This window comes from Streptomyces sp. NPDC044033 (assembly GCF_056434425.1).
The window spans coordinates 95,077-118,548 of record NZ_JBWKFF010000024.1 but is presented as its reverse complement, the minus strand read 5'-3'; the positions used below and the strand labels follow the sequence as shown (position 1 = coordinate 118,548).

The following is a 23,472-nucleotide window of genomic DNA, read 5'->3' as shown; positions in this document are numbered from 1 at the left end:
ACGGGGGTCGTACGGGCGTCCGCACGCCGCACGTCCCGGCACCCCGAAGGGGGACGCACGCCCGTATGCTGGCCCGGTATTCGTAAGCCTTGAGGAAAGCGGCGGTCATGCGCGTCTACGTCCCCCTGACCCTCCCCGGCCTCGCCGCGGCGCACCAGGCGGGCGAGGTCGGCCCGGCTCCGCTGCACGCCTACGCCGTCACGCCCGCGCTGCGCGAGTGGTACGTCTCCGACGACATCGAGGAGCTGGAGTACGCGGCGCTCAGCCGCGCCGCGCAGGCGTCCCTGCGCCGCCTCGCCGCCGATCCGGCGGCGGCTCGCAAGCGTGTCGTCGTCGCGGTCGACGTGCCGGACAAGGACGCGGTGGCCGACCCGGACCGCGGGCTCGACCAGTCCGCGATCGGCGAGGTGCGGCTCGCCTCGGCGGTACCGCTGTCCAAGGCCGCCGCGGTGCACGTGGACGCCGGTGAGGCCGAGGCGGACATCACGGCCGCGGCCGCCGCGCTGGGCGCCGCGGACCACGGCGACGACGACGCGCAGTTCACCGTGGACGGTGCCGAGGACCACGAACTGCTCTGGTTCGCGACGCAGGAGATCCCCACCATCGTCGGGTGAACCCCGGCTACTGGGTACCGTCTGGACATGGGGACGCGCACTGCACACATCGTCTGGGACTGGAACGGCACGCTTTTCCACGACATCGACGCGGTGATGTCGGCGACGAACGCCGCCTTCGCGGAGATCGGCCTGGAGCCGATCACGCTGGACCGCTACCGCGAGCTGTACCGCGTGCCGATTCCGCGCTTCTACGAACGGCTGCTGGGGCGGCTCCCCACCCGGGCCGAGTGGGACCACATGGACATCGTCTTCCACCGGCACTACCGGGGCCACCTGGAGCGGTGCGCGCTGGCGGAGGGGGCCGAGTCGCTGCTGGAGTGCTGGCAGGGGGCGGGCGGCACGCAGTCGATCCTGTCCATGCACGGCCACGACGACCTGGTCCCGCTGGTACGGGGCTTCGGCATCGAACCGCGCTTCGTGCGCGTCGAGGGGCGCCGGGGCCCTTCCGGCGGCAGCAAGACGGAGCACATGGGGCGCCATCTCACGGCGCTGGAGGGCGTACGGGCGGGGCGCACGGTGGTGATCGGCGACGCGCTCGACGACGCCGAGGCCGCGCGGGGGGCGGGTGCCATGGCGGTGCTCTACACCGGGGGGTCGCACAGCCGGGCCAGCTTGGCGGAGGCCGGGGTTCCGGTGGTGGACAGTCTGGCTGAGGCGGTGTCGGTGGCGGAGGAGCTGGTGGCCGCGGGGCTCCCGTGACGTGTCCTCAAGCGCCGGACGGGCTTGATGGGGCCGTGGCTTGGTGCGGCCTTGCGCCGGCCGGTGTCAGGGTGTCCTCAAGCGCCGGACGGGCTGGGGGTGGGTGCCTGAGTGGATGGGTGTTAAAGACGTCCTCAAGCGCCGGACAGGCTTGTTGGTGTGGCTCGCACCGGTCGGCGTCAAGGGGCCTCCGACGCCGACCAGGCTGGGATGGCTTGGGCTACGTCACCGGTGCCTTCGCCCGTAGCACCGTCAGGAATTCGCGCATCCACGCCGAGTGGTCCGGCCAGGCGCGGGACGAGACCAGTGTGCCGTCCACGACCACCTCGGCGTCCTGGAACTCCGCCCCGGCGGCCTGCATGTCCAGTTCCAGCGCCGGGTAGGACGTGACGCGACGGCCGCCCAGGCCGCCGACGGCGGCGGTGATCAGCGGGCCGTGGCAGATCTGCGCCACCGGCTTGTCGGCGTCGAAGAACGCCTTGAGGATCTTGCGCAGCTCCGCGTCGTTGCGCAGGTACTCCGGAGCCCGTCCGCCCGGTACCACCAGCGCCGCGTACGCGCCGGGGTCCACCTCCGTGAAGGCCAGGTCGGCGGGCCAGGTATAGCCCGGTTTCTCCGTATATGTGTCGAAACCGTCCTCGAAGTCGTGCACCACGAACCGCAGCCTCTTACGGGTCGGGGCGGCGATATCGACCTCGTACCCCTCCTCGCGGAGCCGCTGGTACGGGTAGAGCACCTCCAGGGACTCGGCCGCGTCCCCGGTCACGATCAGGATCCTCGCCGTCATGGCGTCCGCCTCCGTGGTGTCAGTGCTGTCGGTACTCACCGTGCTCGGCGCCGCTCCGCCGCAGCTGTTCGGCGTCTTTGTCAAGAGTGTGGATGTGGTCTGTGTCGCTGTCCAGAACGTCCAAGTTGGGTCCCTGGTTTTGTACACAAACGGCCCGTGACGGGCCCCCGGTCAGGAGCGATAGCCTTACCTGGTGATCAGCGCGATATCTCGCGGGGGCGACGAGGCCCCTGCCCTGCGCCCGGAGCACCACCGTGCCCGGGCAGACGCTGATTCCTTCAACCGGGTGCGTTCCCCGAAATTGGCTGAGAACGGCCCGGTCTTCCCTCATTCCGGCATAACGTCGATTACGACCGGACACCCCGTGCCGCGGCGTGATGCCACCGCCATCGATGTCACGCAACGGCGCGCGACAGGAGCCAGAGGACATGCAGACCAAGCTGGATGAAGCCAAGGCCGAGCTGCTCGCACGGGCCGCCCGGGTCGCCGAGATCACCCCTGCCGGGAGTCCACATCCGGTGCAGGGTCTCGACCCGGAGACCCGTGCCGCGTACCTCCAGCGTTACTACCTGCACACCGCGCCCGAAGACCTCATCGGCCGTGACCCGGACGACGTCTTCGGTGCTGCACTTTCCCACTACCGGCTGGCTGAAACCAGGCCGCAGGGCACGGCCAACGTCCGGGTGCACACCCCGACGGTCGAGGAGAACGGCTGGACGTGCTCCCACTCCGTCGTCGAGGTCGTCACCGACGACATGCCGTTCCTCGTGGACTCCGTCACCAATGAGCTCTCCCGCCAGGGTCGCGGCATCCACATCGTGATCCACCCGCAGGTGATCGTCCGCCGCGATGTCACCGGCAAGCTGCTGGAGATCATCGGCAACAACTGCGACAGCCACGGCGGGGGCTCGGACGCGGGGCTTGCGCACGATGCGCTGACCGAGTCCTGGATCCACGTCGAGATCGACCGCGAGACCGACCGCGGCGACCTCAAGCAGATCACCTCCGACCTGCTGCGCGTCCTGTCCGACGTCCGCGAGACCGTCGAGGACTGGCAGAAGATGCGGGAGGCCGCGCAGCGCCTCGCCGACGGCCTGCCCGCCGAGCCGACCGACGACGTCGACCAGCAGGACGTCACCGAGGCCCAGGAACTGCTCCGCTGGCTCGCCGCCGACCACTTCACCTTCCTCGGCTACCGCGAGTACGAACTGGTGACGGCCGAGAACAACGGTGACGAGGAGGACGCGCTCACCGCCGTCCCCGGCACCGGCCTCGGCATCCTGCGCGCCGACCCCTCGCACCAGAACGAGGGCCACCACGCCGGTCCGCTCCACTCCCACCTCACCCGCCCGGCGTCGCCGTCCTTCAGCCGGCTGCCCGCCGACGCCCGCGCCAAGGCCCGCGAGCACAAGCTGCTCGTCCTGACCAAGGCCAACAGCCGCGCCACCGTGCACCGCCCCTCCTACCTCGACTACGTCGGGGTGAAGAAGTTCGACGCCGACGGCAACGTCACGGGCGAGCGCCGCTTCCTGGGCCTGTTCTCCTCCGCCGCGTACACCGAGTCCGTGCGCCGCGTCCCCGTGGTCCGCCGCAAGGTCGCCCAGGTCCTCGCGGACGCGGGCTTCACCCCGGACAGCCACGACGGCCGCGACCTGCTCCAGATCCTGGAGACCTACCCGCGCGACGAGCTGTTCCAGACCCCGGCCGACGAGCTGCGCTCCATCGCCACCTCCGTCCTCTACCTCCAGGAGCGCCGCCGGCTGCGGCTGTTCCTGCGCCAGGACGAGTACGGGCGCTACTACTCCGCCCTCGTCTACCTGCCCCGCGACCGCTACACCACCGGCGTGCGGCTGCGGCTGATCGACATCCTCAAGGAAGAGCTCGGCGGCATCAGCGTCGACTACACCGCGTGGAACACCGAGTCGGTCCTCTCCCGGCTGCACTTCGTCGTCCGGGTCGAGCCGGGCGCCGCCCTCCTGGACCTCACGGACGCCGATGTCGACCGTATCGAGGCCCGGTTGGTGGAGGCCGCCCGGTCCTGGGCCGACGGCTTCGCCGAGGCGCTGACCGCGGAGGTCGGCGAGGAGCGCGCCGCGGAGCTGCTGCGCCGCTACGGCCAGGCGTTCCCCGAGGGCTACAAGGCCGACCACGCGCCGCGCGCCGCGGTCTCCGACCTCCAGCACCTGGAGAAGCTCACCACGGCGGGCGGTGACCACGATTTCGCGCTCAGCCTGTACGAGCCGGTGGGCGCGGCCGTCGGCGAGCGCCGTTTCAAGATCTACCGCACCGGTGAGCCGGTCTCGCTCTCCGCGGTGCTGCCCGTGCTCCAGCGGCTCGGCGTCGAGGTCGTCGACGAGCGCCCGTACGAGCTGCGCTGCTCGGACCGGTCCACCGCGTGGATCTACGACTTCGGTCTGCGGATGCCCGAGCACATGGCGGGCGACGACGCGCGCGAGCGGTTCCAGGAGGCCTTCGCGGCGGTGTGGACCGGCCGGGCGGAGAACGACAACTTCAACAACCTGGTGCTGCGGGCCGGCCTCGACTGGCGGCAGGCCATGGTGCTGCGCGCGTACGCGAAGTACCTGCGGCAGGCCGGGTCGACGTTCAGCCAGGCGTACATGGAGGACACCCTCAGCACCAACGTGCACACCACACGGCTGCTGCTGAACCTCTTCGAGGCCCGGATGGCCCCCGAGCGCCAGCGCGCCGGGCACGAGCTGATCGACGGTCTGCTGGAGGAGCTGGACGGCGCCCTCGACCAGGTCGTGTCGCTGGACGAGGACCGCATCCTGCGGTCCTTCCTCACCGTCATCAAGGCCACGCTGCGCACCAACCACTTCCAGCTGGGCGAGGACGGCCGGCCGCACGGCTATCTGTCCATCAAGCTCGACCCGCAGGCCATCCCGGACCTGCCGGCGCCGCGCCCCGCGTACGAGATCTGGGTGTACTCGCCCCGCGTCGAGGGCGTGCACCTGCGCTTCGGCAAGGTCGCGCGCGGCGGGCTGCGCTGGTCCGACCGGCGCGAGGACTTCCGTACCGAGGTGCTCGGCCTGGTCAAGGCGCAGATGGTGAAGAACACCGTCATCGTGCCGGTCGGCGCGAAGGGCGGCTTCGTCGGCAAGCGGCTGCCCGACCCGTCGGTGGACCGCGACGCGTGGCTGGCCGAGGGCGTCGCCAGCTACAAGACGTTCATCTCCGGCCTGCTCGACATCACCGACAACCTGGTCGGCGGCGAGGTCGTGCACCCCAAGGGCGTCGTCCGCCACGACGAGGACGACACATATCTCGTCGTCGCCGCCGACAAGGGCACCGCGACCTTCTCCGACATCGCCAACGAGGTCGCCGAGTCGTACGGCTTCTGGCTCGGCGACGCCTTCGCCTCCGGCGGCTCGGCGGGCTACGACCACAAGGGCATGGGCATCACCGCCCGCGGCGCCTGGGAGTCCGTCAAGCGGCACTTCGGGGAGCTGGGCCACGACACGCAGCGCGAGGACTTCACGGTCGTCGGCGTCGGCGACATGTCCGGCGACGTGTTCGGCAACGGCATGCTGCTCTCCGAGCACATCCGCCTGGTGGCCGCCTTCGACCACCGGCACATCTTCCTCGACCCGAAGCCGACGGCGGCCACCTCGTACGCCGAGCGCCGCCGCCTCTTCGAGCTGCCCCGCTCGTCCTGGGCGGACTACAACACCGAACTGCTCTCCAAGGGCGGTGGCATCCACCCCCGCTCGGCGAAGTCCATTCCCATCAACGCGCAGGTGCGGGAGGCCCTCGGCATCGCGGCGGGCGTCTCCAAGATGACCCCCGCCGAGCTGATGAAGGCGATCCTCAAGGCGCAGGTCGACCTGTTGTGGAACGGCGGCATCGGCACGTACGTCAAGGCGTCCACCGAGTCGCACGCGGACGTCGGCGACAAGGCCAACGACGCGATCCGGGTGGACGGCGCGGACCTGCGGGTGCACGTCGTCGGCGAGGGCGGGAACCTGGGGCTGACCCAGCTCGGCCGCGTCGAGTTCGCGCTGAGCGGCGGCCCGGAGTCCACCGGCGGCAGGATCAACACGGACGCGATCGACAACAGCGCGGGCGTGGACACCTCGGACCACGAGGTGAACATCAAGATCCTGCTCAACACGGCCGTCGCCGACGGCGACCTCACGGTCAAGCAGCGCAACAAGACCCTCGCGCAGATGACCGACGAGGTCGGCGCCCTGGTGCTGCGCAACAACTACGCGCAGAACGTGGCCCTGTCCAACGCGGCCGCCCAGGCGCCCAGCCTGCTCCACGCCCACCAGCGGATCATGCGCCGCCTGGTGCGCGACGGGAACCTGGACCGCGCGCTGGAGTTCCTGCCCACCGACCGGCAGATCCGCGAGCGGGTCAGCTCCGGGCGCGGGCTGACCCAGCCGGAACTGGCGGTGCTGCTCGCCTACATCAAGATCACGGCGTCCAGGGAGCTGCTGGCCACCGAGCTGCCCGACGACGAGTACCTCCAGCGGCTGCTGCACGCCTACTTCCCGCAGGAGCTGCGCGACGCGTTCGGCGAGCGCATCGACAAGCACGCGCTGCGCCGCGAGATCGTCACGACGGTGCTGGTCAACGACACCGTCAACAGCGGCGGCTCGACCTTCCTGCACCGGCTGCGGGAGGAGACCGGGGCCTCGCTGGAGGAGATCGTGCGGGCGCAGACCGCGGCCCGGGAGATCTTCGGGCTCGGCTCGGTCTGGGACGAGGTCGAGGCGCTCGACAACAAGGTGCCCGCCGGCGTCCAGACCCGCATCCGGCTGCACTCGCGCCGCCTCGTGGAGCGCGGCACCCGGTGGCTGCTCAACAACCGGCCGCAGCCGGTGCAGCTCGCCGAGACCATCGAGTTCTTCCGGGACGGGGTGCGGGGCGTCTGGGCCGAGCTGCCCAAGCTGCTGCGCGGCGCCGACCAGGACTGGTGGCAGTCCATCCGCGACGAGCTCGTCGAGACCGGGGTGCCGGCGGAGCTCGCGGAGCGCGTCGCGGGGTTCTCCTCCGTCTTCCCGGCGCTGGACGTCGTCGCGATCGCGGACCGTACGGGCAAGGAGGCGCTGGACGTCGCGGAGGTCTACTACGACGTGGGCGACCGGCTGGCGATCACCAAGCTGATGGACCGGATCATCGAGCTGCCGCGCACCGACCGGTGGCAGTCGATGGCCCGCGCCTCCATCCGCGAGGACCTGTACGCGGCGCACGCGGCGCTCACCTCCGATGTGCTGTCGGTGGGCAACGGGACCTCGACGCCCGAGCAGCGCTTCAAGGCGTGGGAGGAGAAGAACGCGGCGATCCTGGGCCGGGCGCGGACGACGCTGGACGAGATCCAGGGTTCGGACGCCTTCGACCTCGCGAACCTGTCGGTCGCGATGCGGACGATGCGGACGATGCTGCGTACGCACAGCTAACACGCGATGTCCTCGCGGTAGCCGCCGCATGAGAGCTACGGGCCGCCCGGTTTCCCCGGGCGGCCCGTGCCTGTCGTATGAGCAGATAGTGCGACTGGGCACGCAGAATCGTTCCATGTACGGATCCACCGCACCGGCGGCGACGACCGCCGGGCGTGTACGGCCCCTCCGCACCGACCGCACCGCCGCCGTGCCCTCCCGGCGGGCCGCCGCCACCGCCGTCCTGCTGCCCGCCGCCGTCATGCTCGGCCTCGGCCTGTGGGGCCTGGACCGGCGCGCGATGTGGCGGGACGAGGGCGCGACCTTCCAGCTGGCCCGGCGCTCGCTGCCCGAACTGTGGCACGCGCTCGGCCACGTCGACGCCGTGCACGGCCTCTACTACCTGCTGATGCACGCCGTCCTCGCCGTCCGCGCCGACGAGGTCGCGCTGCGGCTCCCCTCCGTGCTCGCCGCCGCGTGCACCGCCGGACTCGTCGCCGCCATCGGCTGCCGCCTGGCCCGCCCCCGGGTCGGCCTCTGGGCCGGGCTGCTGTACGCCGTGACGCCGTTGGCCGGCCACTACGCGCAGGAGGGCCGCTCGTACGCGCTCGTCGCCGTCGGCGCGGCGCTCGCCACCTGGCTGCTGGTCCGCGCCGCCGGGCAGCGCCCCGGCGGGGGAGGCCCGGGAACGCGGCGCCGCTGGGCCGGCTACGGCGCCGTGTGCGCGGTGACGTTCTGCCTGCACGAGTTCGCGGTGCTGCTCCTCGCCGCGCACGCCACGACCCTGCTGCTCTCCCGCGCGCCCGCCCGGATCTGGCGCGGCTGGCTCCGCGCGGCCGCCGCCGCGGTGGCGGTGCTCGCGCCGCCGGCCTTGCTCTCGCTGCGGCAGAGCGGCCAGATCTCCTGGATACGGACACCGCACCTCGCCGACGCCGGGGCGCTGCTGCGCGAGTTCGCGGGCCCCAGCTCCCTCGTCCTCGCCGTCAACCTGCTGCTCGCCGCCGTCGCCCTGGCCCGCCCGCTGCCCCGCCCCGGACGCCTGGACCTGGCCGCCGTGGCCCTGCCCCTCGTGCTCGTACCGCCCGCCCTGCTCTTCGCCGCCGCCCAGTGGCAGCCGGTCTTCCTCGACCGCTATCTGCTCTACTCCCTCGCCGGGCTGCCGCTGCTCGCCGCGGCCGGCGCGCAGCGCCTGGCCGGGCGGCTGCCCCGGCGGCGGACCGTCGCGGCGGCGGGCGCCGCCGCCATCGCGGCGTCCCTGTGGTGGCAGCTGCCGATCCAGCAGCGCGAACGCCTGCCCGCGAGCCGGGCGGACGACCTCGGGGCCGTCGCGTCCGCGTTCGCGCGCGCCGCGAAGCCCGGCGACACGGCCCTCTTCTTCCCGTCGTACGAGCGCCGGGCCGCCCTCGCCTACCCGCGCGACTTCGCCGGGGTGCGCGACGCGACGCTGCTGCGCTCCGGCGCGGCCTCCGGCACCCTCTACGGCACCGACGCCGACGCGGCCGAGCTGCGCACCCGGCTGACCGGGCTCGACCGGGTGTGGGTGGTCTCGGACAGCGGGGCCGCCGACCGCGCCGAGGGGGGCCGCACCGCCGTGCTCGACAGCCTCTTCACCCGGAAATCGGTGGTGTACGCGCCCGGCGGCTCCGTCGCGCTGTACGTACGCCGCTGACGTCCTGTCCGGGGGACGGCCGCCGGGCCGCCCAGGCCGCCCGGTTCCCGCACGCCACTGCCGCCCCGTCGGCCCGCTCAGGGAGCGGCCGACAGCAGGCCGTCCACGGCCCGCGCGCTCGCCCCGCCGTCGTCCAGCGGGCAGTACGCGGCACGGAAGCGCCGGTACGCGGCCGCGTACCGGCGGGTCACGCCGTCCACGTCGCGCAGCGCGTCGATGAGTTCGTCCGTGCCGGACAGCCGCGGCCCGGGGGCCTCCGCCTCGAAGTCGACGGCGAAGCCGCGCACGGCGTCCCGGAAGCGCGCCAGGTCGGGGGTGAGGTAGAGCAGCGGGCGGCCCGTGTTGGCGAAGTCGACGGCCAGCGAGGAGTAGTCGGTCACCAGCACGTCGGCGGCCAGCAGCACCCCGGCCGCGTCGGGGTGCGCCGACACGTCCCGCAGGAACGGCCCCCGGCGCGCCGGCACCTCGTCGGCGACCAGCGGGTGGCTCCGTACGAGCAGCACATGGTCCGCGCCCAGCGCGGCCTCGGCGCGCGCCACGTCCAGGGGCAGGTGCAGCCGGTAGTGATCGGCGTCGTACGCGCGCTCGTCGCGCTGCGTCGGCGCGTACAGCACGACGCGCTTGCCGCGCGGAATCCCCAGCCGCCGGCGCAGCGCCGCGGCCCGCTCGGCGCGGTCGGCGGCGAAGAAGGCGTCGGTGCGGGGCAGCCCGGTCTCGGCGATCTCGCCCTGGTAGCCGAGGGCCCGCCGGAACACCCGGGTGCTGTGCGGGTTGGGCGACAGCAGCGTGCTCCACTGCGCTCCCGGGTCCGGCCGCGGTCCGGGGCGGGCGAGCTCGGCGCAGAGCGTCCCGGCGAGGTCCGCGCCGATGCGCTTGAGCGGGGTGCCGTGCCAGGTCTGGAGGACGTACTGGCCCTCCCGGCGGCGGAACCACGGCGGCAGCTCGGTGTTGGTGACGACCCATCGGCTGCGGGCCAGCGCCTCGTACCACTCGGCGCTGCCGAGGACCAGCGCCCGGGCCGTGGGCGGCACTTCGAACTGGAGGTCGCGCACCACCCACAGATGCTCGACGTCCGTGCCGCGCCGCACCAGCTCCTCATGGACGGCGCGCGGCGAGTCGGAGTACCGGCGGCCCCCGAAACTGGAGTAGAGCACCGCCTCCCGCAGCGGCTGCGCGCCGCGCGCCGGGTACGTCCGCTCCCGCAGCAGCCGCTGCCGGTACGGGCCCCGGTCCGCGAGCGGTACGGCGGACCCCGCCTCGACGAACACCCGGTCGTGGAAGCGCCGGTCGACGGTGACGGTCTTGCCGCCGACCGTACGGGCCTCCGGCAGCCCCGCGAACAGCCCCGGCGCGAGCCGTACGGGCACCCCCTCACCCGAGTCCCGCGCCCCCGCCGCGCCCCCCGCGCGCGCCCGCAGGAACAGATACCAGCGGCCCTCCCGCAGCGGCACCGTCCCGCTCGGCGTGGGCACCGCCCCCGGCCTCAGCTCGGCGGCGAAGCGGTGGCCCGAACGGGCGGGCGCGCCCTCGGGGGCGCGGCCCCCGCACTCGCAGCAGCCGCCGCAGCCCGCGGCGGCGGCGACGCGCGCCGGTGCTGGAGGCCGCTCGGCCGGGCCCGTCGCCTCGTCCGAAGCCGTGCCCTTGCCGTCCCGCGCGCCGCCGTCCGCGTCGCGGCGCTCGCAAGGGAACGTCACTTCAGCCGCGTGGGTGCTGTGCCGGAGCACCAGTTCCAGCTCGGCGGGGGCCGAGGCGGGCAGTTCGCCCTCGACGGTCAGGGTGCCGTCGTTCTGCCAGGTGACGCGGTCCGCGATGGGCTGCGGGGTGCGGTCGTGCAGGACGAGGTTCTCGTCGGCGGTGGCGGCGACGATCAGCTCCCGGCCGTCGGCCAGCGGGTAGCGACCGGGCCGCGGGGCCGCGGCGGTGGCGATACGGGCGGTGCGGGAGTCGGCGAGCACGAGCACCGGGTCCCAGGACGAGGTGTCCCGCAGCCGCACCTCCTTGGGGTGCTCGCCGGGCGCGGGCCGGGCCGCGGCGAGGTCGGCGAGGCGGAGCCGGGCGGTGGCCCGTACGCCCTCGTAGTCGTCGAGACGGCAGGCCACCGGGTATTCGAGCACCGCTTCGGAGCCGCGGTGGGTGAGCCGGAGCGCGACCGGCTCACGGGCCGACTCGTCCGTGATGTCCAGCTCGATCTCCCCGCCGCCGACCGCCCGGTGGCCCGTCAGCCGCCGCTCGGCCCACTCCACCGACAGCAGCAGGCGGCCGTTCCTGAACCAGGGCACCAGCCGGGTGCCGTCGCCGAGTTCGCCCGGCGGCGGCCACGCCCCGGAGCCGGTGCCCAGCGAGCGCAGCGGGGCCCTGCGGACCACACCGGACGCGGCGACGACCACGTCGACCTGCCACCGGCCGGGCCGCCACCGCTCGTCGTCCGCGAGCCGCTCGGGGTCGACGGTGATCTCGAAGCCGGACCAGTCGTAGCAGTGCTGCTCCTGCCGGGAGTTGTGGGTCGCCTCCGGCATGTGCACCGTCCGCAGCGGCACCAGCAGCCGGTGCCGGCCGGACGTCACCAGGGCCGTCTTGAGGGTCCGCAGCCGGGAGGGGGCGCCGAGGTTGCGGATGTACGCGTAGCCCCGCACCACCAACTTGCCGTCGCGCCACAGGATTTCCCGCACCCCGGCCCGTACCGGGAAGTCCTCGGAAGCGAGCCGGGTGACGGAGGCCGGCAGCGGTACGGGCGTGCCGTCGGCGCCGGGGAGCACGGCGCGTTTGCGCAGCGGCAGGCCGTGGACGAGGAAGCCGGAGGCGTTGCGCCGCTCGTATTCGAGGACGGCGACCAGCTCCGCGAGCCGCCGTTCCCGGATCAGCTGCCACTTGACGCGCAGATCGACGGGCAGCTCCTTGAAGAGCTCCGGGTCGACGCGGCTCGCCCAGTCCCGGGCCAGGTCCATGAAGGTGGCGCGGTAGTCGTCGCCCGCCGTCGGCAGCCGGTCGACGAAGTGCGTCAGGTCCTCGGTGAGCACGGAGCGGTCGTAGTCCCGCTTATGCGCCCACCAGCGGGTGTTGGCGGGGTCGGCGAGGAAGCGCGAGACGTAGTCGACGGAGGCGAGGCGGTCGCGCACCCCCCTGGGGTCGGTGCGCCGCCGGGGGCCGGCGCCCTCGCGGACGCGCCAGTAGTAGACGTGTTCGTGCAGTACGTCCACGGCCTCGGCGAGGAAGTGGGCCGGGATGGTCAGCGGGGTGTCCTCGTACAGCACGCCCTCGGGGAAGGCGAGGCGGTGGCGGTCCCAGAAGGTGCGGCGGAACACCTTGTTCCAGGCGGTGTGGTCGGACAGCAGGCCGAGGTCCTCGGTGATGTGCGTGGCGGTCCGGGTGCGCTTCAGATGTCGGTGCTGCCACGCCTGGCTGCGGCCCGCCGCCGTGAGCCGGTAGACGTTGCCGGTCGCGAAGTCGGAGCCGGACCCGTCGAGGAGGCCGACCAGCCGCTCGTACGCGCGCCGCGGCAGTACGTCGGCGCTGTCCACGAACGCCAGGTACTCCGTGCCCGGCGCGGCGTGCCGGGTCCCCGTGTTGCGCGCGTGGCCGGTGCCGCCCCTGTGCTGGCGCACGAGACGGAAGCGCCCGTCCCGCTCCGCGAACGCCGCCGCGATGTTCGGTCCCGCGTCCGTCGACCCGTCGTCGACCACCACCACGTCCAGCTCGCGCATGGTCTGCGCGGCCACCGACGCCAGGCACTCCCACAGGTGCTCCGCGCCGTTGTGCACGGGGACGACGACCGTGAGCCGGGGCGACATGGCGGCAATTCAACTCTTTCCGGGCGGACGATGAGGTACGGGGCGAACGGTTCAACTCCCCATCGGCGTTACGGTCACCCTCGCCTGGGCCGATCGGGTGAGCCGTCGTGGCGGCGCTGGGTGATCGGCCGGTGACCCAGGGGTGAACACCCGGTTGCCGCCCCGTCCCGTACGCCTGCCGCCCCACTTCGCCGCGCCCGCCCCGCGTACCTCCGTACGTCTGCCGCCCCCACTTCGCCGAGCCCGCCCCGCATACCTCCGTGCCCCGCCCTCACTTCACCGCGCCCGCCATCACCCCGCTCACGAACTGCCGCTGGAAGGCGAAGAAGACGGCCAGCGGAACGATCATCGACAGGAACGCGCCGGGCGCGAGGACGTCGATATTGCTGCCGAACTGCCGGACCTGCTGCTGGAGGGCGACCGTGATCGGCGGGTTGCCGCTGTCCGCGAAGATCAGGGCGATCAGCATGTCGTTCCAGACCCACAGGAACTGGAAGATGCCGAGCGAGGCGATGGCCGGGCCGCCGAGCGGCAGCACGACCCGCGTGAACAGCCGCACCTCGCCCGCGCCGTCGAGCCGGGCCGCCTCCAGCAGTTCGCGGGGGATCTCCGCGAAGAAGTTCCGCAGCAGGAAGATCGCGAAGGGCAGCCCGAAGGCCGTGTGGAAGAGCACCACCCCCGGCGTCGTCTCGAAGATCCCCACGGCGTTGAAGAGCTTCGCCACCGGTACGAGCGCGACCTGTACGGGCACCACGAGCAGCCCGACCACGACCATGAACCACCAGTCGCGGCCCGGGAATTCGAGCCAGGCGAAGGCGTACCCGGCGAGCGAGCCGACCACCACGACCAGCAGCGTCGCGGGGACGGTGATCAGCGCCGTGGTCAGCAGCGAGTGCGTCACCTTGTCGTTGCTCAGCAGACTGCTGTAGCTGTCGAAGGTCAGCTGCGCCGGGTGGCTGAAGACCTTCCACCAGCCGGTGGCCGCGATGTCGGAGCGGTCGCGCAGCGAGGAGATCAGCAGGCCGACCGTCGGCATCAGCCAGAAGAGGCCGACGAGGATCAGCACGACCCGCATCACACCGCCGCTCGCCCGCGCCGCGATCCGCGACGGCAGCGACCGCTTCGCCCGTACGGCGGTGTTCACCACGGCCGTGTTCACGCCGGTCATCGCCTGCGCTCCCTTCGCATCCGCCGGATGTTGATCAGCATCACCGGCAGCACGAGCAGCAGCAGGAAGACGGCGATGGCGCTGCCGATGCCCTGGTTGACGTCGGTGCCGAAGGACGACTGGTAGAGCTGGAGCGCGAGCACATTGGCGTTGTCGAGGCTGTTGCCGGGCGCGATGATGTAGACGAGGTCGAAGATCTTCAGCACGTTGATCATGAGCGTGACCATGACGACCGCCAGCACCGGAGCCAGCAGCGGCACCGTCACCCGGCGGAAGACCTGCCACTCGTTCGCCCCGTCGACCCGGGCCGCCTCCATCAGCTCCCGCGGCACGCTCGCCAGCCCCGCCGCGATCAGCACCATCGCGAACCCCGCCCACATCCACACATAGCTGCCGATGATGGCCGGGGTGACCAGGGACGGGCCGAGCCAGTCGATGCCGTTGTACGGAGCGGCGAAGTTGTCGCCCGGCAGCCGGAGCCGCGCTCCGTCGGCGGACGCCGGCAGCGTGAACGTACCGTCCGCCGAGGTCTTCGCCGAGGCGACGGTCCGCCCGTCCTTGACGGCCTCGACCGTGATGCCCTTGAGCGCGTTCTCACTCGGATCGATGGTGCCGTCCGTACCGCTGCCGCCCCGCACGACGTCCCGCCAGACCGTGCCGGTGACCTTCCCCGGCACCGCGCGGGCCGCGACCGCCTGCCGCGCGCCGCTCACGTCCGACGGTTTGACCGCGACCAGCGGCAGCGCGACCGGGCTGCCCGCCCGCACCGTCGCCCCGGTCGTGTACGAGCCTTTCGATGACGCTGTCAGCCCGGCGTCCGGGCGTGGATGCGCGCCCGGGAACGCCGACGTCCCGGCGAAGGTGTCGTGCACCGCCACCCACGCCGCGTTGGCGACGCCGCGGTCCGGGTCCTGCTCGTACACCAGCCGGAAGATGATGCCCGCGGCCAGCATCGAGATGGCCATCGGCATGAAGACCACCAGCTTGAACGCCGTTCCCCAGCGCACCCGTTCGGTGAGCACCGCGAAGATCAGCCCGAGGGCGGTGGCCACCGAGGGCGCCACCACCACCCAGATGACGTTGTTCTTCAGCGCCGTGCGGATGCGCTCGTCGGTGAAGACCTCCTGGTAGTTGTCGACGCCCACGAAGCCGTTGCCCGACGAGTCGAACAGGCTGCGGTAGACCGAATAGCCGATGGGGTAGACGACGAGGGCGCCGAGCAGCGCCAGCGCCGGCAGCAGGAAGCAGGCCGCCACCCACGGCCGGGTGCCGAGCACGCTCCTGCTCTTCTTCGCGGGCGGTACGGGGCCAGGGGCCGCCGCGCCGCCCGCTGTCGCGGTCGACATCGTGCGAGCCTCCGTCCGTCAGCTCCGGTATGCCTTGGCCGCGTCGGCCTCCAGCTTCCGCTGGGCGCCCGCCACGTCCTTCGGGTTGATCAGAAAGTCCTGGAGGTCCTTCCACTCGCCCTGCCCCGGCTTGCCGCCGAAGGACGCCGGGGCCTGGTCGGACATGTCGAAGCGGAAGTCGTCGCCCGCCGCGATGAGCGCCGAGGCGATCTTGCGCAGCACCGCGTTGGGATAGGCGGCGAGATCGAGGTTCTTGTTCGCGGAGACGTAACCGCCCTGCTGCGCCCAGATCCTGGAGGCGTCCGTGGAGGCGAGGAAGGTCAGCAGCGCCTGCGCCGCGCGGCTGCTCTTGAGCGCGACCCCCACGTCGCCGCCGGTCACCACCGGGGGCTTGGCGCCCACCGCCGGGAACGGGAAGACCTTGGCGTCCGTGCCCAGTTCGGCCCTGGCGTCGGCGACGTTGGCCGCGGCGAAGTCCCCCTCGAAGACCATCGCCGCCTCCGCCTTGGCGCCGCCCGCGAAGGCCCGGGCCACCGAGTCCGGGAACGCCGTGTGCAGCGCCCCGCCGCTCCCCCCGGCCAGCAGTTCCTGCTTGCCGAAGAGCTTGCCGAGCGTCGTCAGCGCGTCCCGCACGGACGGGTCCGTCCACTTGATCTTGTGCTGGGCCAGCTGGTCGTACTTCTCCGGGCCCGCCTGGGAGAGGTAGACGTTCTCGAACCAGTCGGTCAGCGTCCAGCCGTCCGCGCCGCCCACCGAGACCGGTGTGACGCCCCAGTCGGCTATCAGCTGTGCCTGGGCGAGGAAGTCGTTCCACGTCTTGGGCTCCTTGGCGCCCGCGTCGTCGAAGAGCTTGGTGTTGTACCAGATCAGCGACTTGTTGCTGACTTTGTAGTAGACGCCGTACCGCTTGCCCTCGTACGAGCCGAGCTCCTGCCAGCCCTTCGAGTAGTTCTTGGTCAACTGCCCCTCGGCCTCGGCGGACAGCGGCTTGACCCACCCCTTCTTCGCGAATTCGTGGAGCACTCCGACCTGCGGGAGCATCGCCACGTCGGGGGGATCGCCGCCCGCCATCTTCGACCCGATGAAGGAGGCCATGTCGTCGCCGCTCGGCACGAACTCCGTACGGACACCGGTCCGCCGGGTGAACTCGGCCAGGACCTTGGTGAAGTTCTTCTGCTCCGTGCCCGTCCACACGGCCGTCACCTTGAGCTTCTGCCCGTCGAGCCGGGGCAGCCGGACGGACTCGGCGCCGTTCGACGAGCCCTGCGCCGGAGCGCCGCCGTCCTGCCCGCTGTCGCTGCACCCCGAGGCGGCCAGGGCCAGCGCCCCCGCCGCGAACACCGCCAGAGCACCGCGCGACACGCGTGTCGTACGCAGCGATGAACGCATTGCCGTCCCTCCCCGTGCGGACCCCGCGGACAGCCGCACCGCACGTCGTCCCGGCGCGCGCCCATGTCTCGTGCGACAGTCCTACGCCCGGTCACGGTCGGCCGCAATACCGCCCGCGACGTCAAGTAGCCGATCGTGACCGGGCTGTGATGAGGGGGCGGAGCCTGCTCGCAGGCTTTCGGACGGGTCAGAGCAGCGGCGGAGCGGTCTCCGCGCCGGCCGACTGGGCGGCGCGTTGCAGGGCGCTCGCGAGCAGCGCCAGGTCGGTGGGGCCGTTGCCGAGCTCGCGCAGCGGCCGGCGGGTCGGCGGGTCGCCCATCCGCTGCCAGTCCAGCGGCACGACGGTCGGGCGCAGCGTCGCCGTGCGCGGGATGCGCCCGGTGACCCGGCCGGCCTGGAACGGCGTCACCGCGCCGTCGTCCGGACGCTGCAACCGGCCGCGGCCCGGGGCCGGTTCGCCCGAGGTGGCGTCCGCCGTCGCGGGGCCCTCGGCCACCGGGGGCAGTATCTCCAGGGCTATTCGCAGCCCGGCCCGCTCCACCGCGGCCGTGTCCGCGGTGCGGTCCGGGCGGCCGGACGACGCCACCAGGTGGACCCCGAGCCGCTCGCCGTCGCGCGCCACGGCCTCCAGGGCCCGTACGACCGAACCCGCCGACGGGCGGCCCGTACTGCCCAGCGCCGGGGCCACCAGCGCGTCGAAGTCGTCGACGAGGACCACCAGCCGCGGCAGCGCGGTCAGCGCCGTGCGCTCCGAACCGCCCCGCTGCGTACGGAGCTTGAGCGTGCCGCTCATCGAGGGATCGAGGTCCCCGGTGCCGGACGCGCCCGGCAGCGGAAGATCGCTTGCGCGGCGCGGGGAGATGACGCGCGGGGCGGCGGCGTGCTGCGCGTGCCAGCCGGCGAAGTCCAGCCGGCCCAGCAGTTCGGCCCGGCGCTTGAGCTCAGAGCTGAGCGCCTGCGCGAACTCGCGCATGCGCACCGGATCGGCCGCCGCCAGATACGTCGACACCTGCGGCAGGTCCGTACAGACCCGCAGCCCCTCGCCGCGCTCCGCGCCCGCGCCGTCGACCAGCACGAGGGAGAGCCGGTCGGGCCGCTCGGCCGCGGCGAGCGAGGCGGCGAGCGAGCGCAGCAGCTCCGTCTTGCCGGTGCCGGGGCCGCCCTCGACGAGCAGATGCGGCCCGTCGGCGGCCAGGTCCACCGTCAGCGGGCCGCGCGGCCCGGTGCCGAGGACGGCCAGGACCCGGCCGCCGGCCGGCGCCCCCGGGCCCGGCGCGTCGGCGGACGCGGCCCAGCGGGCGGTGAGCGAGGCGGGCGTCGCGCGGGCCAGGCCCAGCTCGTCGAGGAGCCGGGCCGTACGGGGCAGGGTGGCGGCCACCGGCGCGGGTCCCGCCCCGAGGGCGGCGTCCGAGGGGCGCAGTGGGGCCAGGGCGCGGGCGAAGTGCTCGGCCCAGGCGGGGGAGACGGCGTCGAGCGTGGCGACGACGGTGGTCCCGGTGCCGGCGGCGGCCGTACGGCTCGTGCCGCGCGAGTCGATGCCCGCCAGCGCGCCGACATGGGTGGCCGGGCTGCGCACGGCCGGGGCGGCGGACGCACCGCCCCGCACCGCGGCATCGGGCCGGCCGCCGGACGCGGAGCCGGTGCCGCCCGCGCCCCGGTGGATGACCTGGACCGCCGTGGCCACATCGCCGCTCAGCAGTGCCACCGTGCCGCACTCGGCGAACACCGGGGAGACCGCGCGCGCCGCGTCGCAGGTCGCCGAGACGGGCGAGGCGGGGGAGGCCGCGGGGGCCTCGGCGAGGCAGATCAGGTGAATGCCCACGGCGGGGCCGCCGAGAGCGAGCCGTGCCACCGTCTCGCGGAGCGCGGCCGTGCCGGGGTCGCCGTCGACGACCAGGACGGTGTACGGGCCGCGGTACCGGCCGGCCGCCGCGGCCACCGCGGCCGGGGGAGCGCTCGCCCAGCCGGGGCCCAGCGGACCGTCGTCGCACCGCCGCGCCAGCTCGGCGGTGCGGGCCTCGGCCTGCTCGCGGTCGTAGGCGACCAGCAGCCGGCAGTCCTGCCCGTGTGCCGGGCGCGCCTGCGGCAGCCACCCGAACCAGGACCACTCGGCGAGCCGGTCCTCGGCGGGGCGCGAACGGTCCGCGCTGATCAGCACGGTCTCCAGCATCCCGGGCGCGTGCAGCGCGGCCAGCTGCGCCAGCACGGACCGGGCGAGCCCGGCCAGCCGGGGCCGCGGTCCGGCCAGGCCCAGCGCACCGGCCTCCCGCAGTCCGACCGTGACGGGCACGGACGGCATCGGGCCGCTGCCGTCGGGCGCGGTGCGGTCGGCGGTTCCCAGCCGTACGGTCAGCAGATCCGGGTGTTCGGGGCCGCGCTCCCACAGCCGGGGGCCGGGCCCGAGCGCGGTCATCAGCACCCCGGCGGCGTCCGGCCAGCGTTCTCGCAGCGCGACGGTCGCCGCCTCGGCGCGGGCCGACTCCTCGGCCTCCACCGGCCAGTCCTCCGCACCGGCCCCGCGCTCCCCGGCGCCCCGCCCCCCGGCGAGCCGCCGGGCCCAGGCGCTGATCCCGCGACCGCGCCGCTTACCGTCGGAGGGACCGGGGCCGGGTCCGCCATTGGCTCCGCCGGGGCCCTGGCCGTAGGCGGATGCCGCGCTTCCGTCGGGGTTCCGGCCGTAGGCGTGCGCCGTGCCTCCGTTGGGGGGCCCGGCGTATCCGGCCGCTGCCTGCGGACCGGGGGCGTCGGCGGCTCCGCCGGGGCCCTGGCCGTGGACGAGCGCCGGGCCTCCGCCGGAAGCCTGGCCGTATCCGGCCGTCGTGTGCGGCCCGGGGGTGCTGCCGGGGCCTTGGCCGAAACCGGCTGCCCCATCCCCGTGGGGACTCTGGCCGAAACCGGCTGCCCCGCCTCCGCTGGGACTCTGGCCGAAACCGGTCCCTGCGCCGAGATCCTGTCCGTACGCGCCGGCCGCGCCCTGCCCGTACGCGCCCGCCGGTGCTCCGGGCCCGTCATGGGCTCCGCCGGGCCCCTGCCCGTACTCTCCCGTCCGCTGCCCGTACTCTCCCGTCCCCTGCGCTCCGGGCCCGGTGCCCGGCCCGCCGGAGACCTGGCCGTATCCGGGCAGCGCGGGACCCGGCCCGAAGCCCTGGCCGGGGACCGCCGGGCCGGTGGTGCCGGGGCCGAAGCCGCCGTGCTGGCCGCCGGGCGCGTCGGCGCCGCCGCCCGGCCCGTAACCGGGCGGCGGGCCGAACCCGGTCCCGTACGCGGGCAGCGGACCGCCCGGACCGAAGCCCTGGCCGGGCCCGGCCGGTGAGTCCGCGCCGTCGCGCGGCCCTCCCGCGGCGGGGCCTGGTCCGTACCCGCCCGGCGGGACGGCGCCGACCGCGGGCCCGAAGCCCGTACCGTGCGCGGTCGTCGCGCCCGTCGGCGCGGCGGTGATGCCGGGCGGCACCGGTGTGCCGCGGGCGGGCGTGCCGTGGCCGCCGCCCTCGGCACCGGCGTTATCCGGCCAATGATCACTGGATCCGGGCTCCGCGCCCCGGCCGGAGGCGGCCGTCGTCACCCGCAGGTGGCCCTCCCCGTCCGGCATGGCCGGCAGGGTGCCGCTGGACAGGTCGGCGGGGGCGCCCGCGACGGGTACGCGCAGGCTCAGGGTGGACTCGCCCACCCGCAGCAGGCCCCCGGAGGGGAACGGCACGGGGTGGTCGGGGACGTCTTCGCCGTCGAGCGTCGTGCCGTTGGTGGAGCCCAGGTCGGCCACGGTGACGCGGCCCTCGTCGGTGACTGTGACCGCGCAGTGCAGCCGGGAGACGTCCGGGTCGTCGAGCGGCACATCCGCGCTCGCGGACCGGCCGATGCCGATGCGGCCGCCGTGCAGCAGATGCACACCGCCGGCGTCCGGTCCGGCGACGACATGGAGCCGGGCGCTGGCGTCCGGCGACCCGGCGGGGAGCACGCCGACGTCCCGGTCCGGGTCGGCCGGGCCCTGGAGCGCGAGCACCGCGCCGTCCACCAGCGGTGGCTCGCCCAGCGCGCAGCGCTGGGCGTCGAGCCGCTCGGCGCCCGCGTAGACGACCACGGCCCCGCTGCCGACGTCGGAGCCGGCGGCGGCGACCGCCGTCGCGAGCCCGCTGGTCACGGCGGCGAGCGCGGTTCCGGCGGGGGCGGTCACCAGGACGTCGCAGGCGTGCGTGGCGTGTGCGGTGTGGCCGCTGCGCGGCCCGAGGACGGTCAGCCGGATCTGCATCGCCGTCAACGGTCCTTTCCTGCCCCCGGGATGCCCGACGGGGGCTCCCTCCCCCCACCGTGCACGGGCGCGTCGGCACGTACAGGTCACCACGTTCGCGCGGAGCCCCCGCTCCCCAGCCGCATCCGTGCTTGTGAGCATCCTCGCACCTGCCGCCGACAACACGCCCGGCGACCGCCGCTTAGTGATCTTGATTGGTCGGCTACGGGGGTAAAAATGCCTGCTTGGGACCGCCGTTGACGGCCTTCTTCTCGTCACGGACCGGCCAAAGGACGACGGATGGCAACCATCTGTCCGGAACACGCGTCTTCCCCTGGAGCCCCACCGGATTTCACCGGCCGTCGGCCTCCGAGTCGGCACTAGAGTAGGGCCGAAGGCCGGGTATCCACAGGCCACGACCAGCTTGGATCAGGATCGACCAGGGAGCGCAGACGTGCGGCCGGTAGGCAGCAAGTACCTGCTTGAGGAGCCGCTCGGACGCGGCGCCACAGGCACCGTCTGGCGGGCCAGCCAGCGCGAGACGGCGGGCGCCGAGGCAGCTGTGGCCGGGCAGCCGGGCGAGACCGTCGCCATCAAGGTGCTCAAGGAGGAGCTCGCCAACGACGCGGACGTCGTCATGCGCTTCCTGCGCGAGCGCTCCGTGCTGCTGCGGCTCACGCACCCCAACATCGTCCGCACCCGCGACCTCGTCGTCGAGGGCGATCTCCTCGCCCTCGTCATGGACCTGGTGGACGGCCCGGACCTGCACCGCTACCTGCGCGACAACGGCCCCTTCACCCCCGTCGGCGCGGCCCTGCTCACCGCCCAGATCGCCGACGCCCTCGCCGCCAGCCACGCCGACGGCGTCGTGCACCGCGACCTGAAGCCCGCCAACGTGCTGCTCGCGGGCGTCGGCGGCCAGGCCGACGGCCAGATGCACCCGATGCTCACCGACTTCGGCATCGCGCGGCTCGCCGACTCGCCGGGCCTGACCCGCACCCACGAGTTCGTCGGCACCCCCGCCTACGTCGCGCCGGAGTCCGCCGAGGGCCGGCCGCAGACCTCCGCCGTGGACATCTACGGCGCGGGAATCCTGCTCTACGAACTGGTCACCGGCCGCCCCCCGTTCGCCGGCGCCACCGCCCTTGAGGTGCTGCACCGCCACCTCAGCGAGGAGCCGCGCCGCCCCACCACCGTCCCCGAGCCGCTGTGGACGGTCATCGAACGCTGCCTGCGCAAGCAGCCGGAGGAGCGGCCCAGCGCGGAGAACCTGGCCCGCGCGCTGCGCGTCGTGGCCTCGGGCGTCGGCGTGCACGCCACCGCGGCGCAGGCCGAGGCCGCGCTGGGCGTCGCCGCGCTGCTCGGCCCCGAGCGGGACCCGGCCGCCGTGCCCGGCACCGGCGCCGCGGACCCCACCCAGGTCCTGCCGACCAACGCCGGTTCGTACGACCCCACCGCCGCCACCAGCGTCATGCAGAGCACCGGCCAGAACCCCGCCGGGCCGAACGCCGACCCGACCCAGGTGCTGAACTCCGGCGGCCCCGTCGGCGCGGACCCGACCCGCGCCATGCCGCCCGTACCGGACGAGCCCGACGGGCCGCACCCCTGGGAGAGCCAGCTCCGCGCGGCCCGCGACCGCAACGACCAGACCCAGGTCCAGTACCTCGACCCCAGCGAGGACCCGCTGCGCCGCCGCCCCCACCGTCCCGCCCCGCAGCAGCAGGGCTACGGGCAGCAGGGCTACGGCCCGGGTCAGGGCCAGGGCCAGCAGCAGGGATACGGCCAGCAGGGTCCGTACGGGCAGCAGGCCGGTTACGGGCAGCAGCAGGGGTACGGGCAGCAGGGGCCGCCCCAGCGCCCTCAGCAGCAGCGTCCCCAGCAGCGCCCCGGCCCGGCCCCGGCGTACCAGCAGCCGCAGCACCAGCCCCAGCAGCAGCCGCGCTACCAGGAGCCCCAGCAGCCCCAGCAGCCCCAGCGGTACGCGCCGCCGCCCGAGCCGGAGCCGCGCCGCGAGCCGCGCCAGCCCCGGCAGCGCGGCGCGAACCCGATGAAGATCCCCGGACTCGGCTGCCTCAAGGGCTGCCTGTTCGTGATCGTCATCCTCGTCATCGGCTCCTGGCTGGTCTGGGAGCTGACCCCGCTCAAGGACTGGGTGGCCGACGGCAGGAACTTCTGGGACGCCGCCTGGAGCTGGATCACCGACGCGAAGGACTGGATCTCGGGGCTGATCTCCAGCACCTGAGCCCCTGATCCCACCCTGGGCCGGCCGAGCCGCGCCCCGGCGGGAGTGGCCCCAGCGGGCTCACTCTGGCGACAAGTCGACATCTGACGGGTGTTTTCTGCCGCGGAAGTGACGGTCGGCGTAGACCGGCAGCCTTACCA

General features: G+C 73.8%; 11 protein-coding genes. 5 read left to right on the top strand and 6 right to left on the bottom strand.

All coding sequences use genetic code 11. The features are described 5' to 3' along the window. Positions 1 to 107 precede the first annotated feature (107 nt). A complete protein-coding gene (locus AC07AB_RS33200) occupies positions 108 to 614 on the top strand; it encodes a DUF6912 family protein (RefSeq protein WP_478574927.1) in 507 nt (168 codons plus the stop codon). Between the two features lie 27 nt (positions 615 to 641). Next, entirely contained in the window at positions 642 to 1,316 is a 675-nt protein-coding gene (locus AC07AB_RS33195; RefSeq protein ID WP_478574924.1) for an HAD family hydrolase, read from the top strand. Positions 1,317 to 1,536: 220 nt separating this feature from the next. Here the strand turns inward: AC07AB_RS33195 and AC07AB_RS33190 are convergent, their stop codons facing one another. Beyond that, positions 1,537 to 2,103: a DJ-1/PfpI family protein gene (locus AC07AB_RS33190; RefSeq protein WP_478574921.1), complete on the bottom strand. Its 567-nt coding sequence runs from the start codon at positions 2,101 to 2,103 to the stop codon at positions 1,537 to 1,539. 428 nt (positions 2,104 to 2,531) lie between these two features. Between AC07AB_RS33190 and AC07AB_RS33185 the strand changes: the two genes are divergently transcribed. Together AC07AB_RS33185 and AC07AB_RS33180 are read left to right on the top strand one after the other, a co-directional pair. Further along, complete coding sequence (locus tag AC07AB_RS33185) at positions 2,532 to 7,526, top strand: NAD-glutamate dehydrogenase (RefSeq protein WP_478574918.1); 4,995 nt, start codon at positions 2,532 to 2,534, stop codon at positions 7,524 to 7,526. A 115-nt stretch (positions 7,527 to 7,641) separates the two neighbouring features. After that, positions 7,642 to 9,174, top strand: a complete 1,533-nt coding sequence (locus AC07AB_RS33180; protein WP_478574915.1) for a glycosyltransferase family 39 protein — start codon at positions 7,642 to 7,644, stop codon at positions 9,172 to 9,174. Between the two features lie 77 nt (positions 9,175 to 9,251). Here the strand turns inward: AC07AB_RS33180 and AC07AB_RS33175 are convergent, their stop codons facing one another. The 5 genes from AC07AB_RS33175 to AC07AB_RS33155 form a co-directional block, all read right to left on the bottom strand. Then, complete coding sequence (locus tag AC07AB_RS33175; RefSeq protein ID WP_478574913.1) at positions 9,252 to 12,962, bottom strand: bifunctional glycosyltransferase/CDP-glycerol:glycerophosphate glycerophosphotransferase; 3,711 nt, start codon at positions 12,960 to 12,962, stop codon at positions 9,252 to 9,254. Positions 12,963 to 13,233: 271 nt separating this feature from the next. Further along, a complete protein-coding gene (locus tag AC07AB_RS33170) occupies positions 13,234 to 14,130 on the bottom strand; it encodes a carbohydrate ABC transporter permease (RefSeq protein WP_478574910.1) in 897 nt (298 codons plus the stop codon). Then, positions 14,127 to 15,476: a carbohydrate ABC transporter permease gene (locus tag AC07AB_RS33165; RefSeq protein ID WP_478574908.1), complete on the bottom strand. Its 1,350-nt coding sequence runs from the start codon at positions 15,474 to 15,476 to the stop codon at positions 14,127 to 14,129. Before AC07AB_RS33165 ends, AC07AB_RS33170 begins: the two co-directional genes overlap by 4 nt. 18 nt (positions 15,477 to 15,494) lie before the next feature. Beyond that, positions 15,495 to 16,865 carry an ABC transporter substrate-binding protein gene (locus tag AC07AB_RS33160; RefSeq protein ID WP_478574906.1) on the bottom strand — a complete coding sequence of 457 codons (1,371 nt, stop codon included), beginning with the start codon at positions 16,863 to 16,865 and terminating at the stop codon, positions 15,495 to 15,497. 187 nt (positions 16,866 to 17,052) lie between these two features. Continuing rightward, positions 17,053 to 21,111: an FtsK/SpoIIIE domain-containing protein gene (locus tag AC07AB_RS33155; RefSeq protein ID WP_478574978.1), complete on the bottom strand. Its 4,059-nt coding sequence runs from the start codon at positions 21,109 to 21,111 to the stop codon at positions 17,053 to 17,055. A gap of 433 nt (positions 21,112 to 21,544) precedes the next feature. Here AC07AB_RS33155 and AC07AB_RS33150 point away from each other — a divergent pair, with 433 nt between their 5' ends. Further along, positions 21,545 to 23,332: a serine/threonine-protein kinase gene (locus tag AC07AB_RS33150; protein ID WP_478574903.1), complete on the top strand. Its 1,788-nt coding sequence runs from the start codon at positions 21,545 to 21,547 to the stop codon at positions 23,330 to 23,332. Positions 23,333 to 23,472 lie beyond the last annotated feature (140 nt).

Bases quoted from the DNA above. Each gene is read 5' to 3' on its own strand.
- AC07AB_RS33200 (WP_478574927.1), top strand. From the start codon at position 108: ATGCGCGTCTACGTCCCCCTGACCCTCCCCGGCCTCGCCGCGGCGCAC.
- AC07AB_RS33155 (WP_478574978.1), bottom strand. From the start codon at position 21,111: ATGCAGATCCGGCTGACCGTCCTCGGGCCGCGCAGCGGCCACACCGCA.
- AC07AB_RS33185 (WP_478574918.1), top strand. From the start codon at position 2,532: ATGCAGACCAAGCTGGATGAAGCCAAGGCCGAGCTGCTCGCACGGGCC.
- AC07AB_RS33165 (WP_478574908.1), bottom strand. From the start codon at position 15,476: ATGTCGACCGCGACAGCGGGCGGCGCGGCGGCCCCTGGCCCCGTACCG.
- AC07AB_RS33190 (WP_478574921.1), bottom strand. From the start codon at position 2,103: ATGACGGCGAGGATCCTGATCGTGACCGGGGACGCGGCCGAGTCCCTG.
- AC07AB_RS33170 (WP_478574910.1), bottom strand. From the start codon at position 14,130: ATGACCGGCGTGAACACGGCCGTGGTGAACACCGCCGTACGGGCGAAG.
- AC07AB_RS33160 (WP_478574906.1), bottom strand. From the start codon at position 16,865: ATGCGTTCATCGCTGCGTACGACACGCGTGTCGCGCGGTGCTCTGGCG.
- AC07AB_RS33180 (WP_478574915.1), top strand. From the start codon at position 7,642: ATGTACGGATCCACCGCACCGGCGGCGACGACCGCCGGGCGTGTACGG.
- AC07AB_RS33175 (WP_478574913.1), bottom strand. From the start codon at position 12,962: ATGTCGCCCCGGCTCACGGTCGTCGTCCCCGTGCACAACGGCGCGGAG.
- AC07AB_RS33195 (WP_478574924.1), top strand. From the start codon at position 642: ATGGGGACGCGCACTGCACACATCGTCTGGGACTGGAACGGCACGCTT.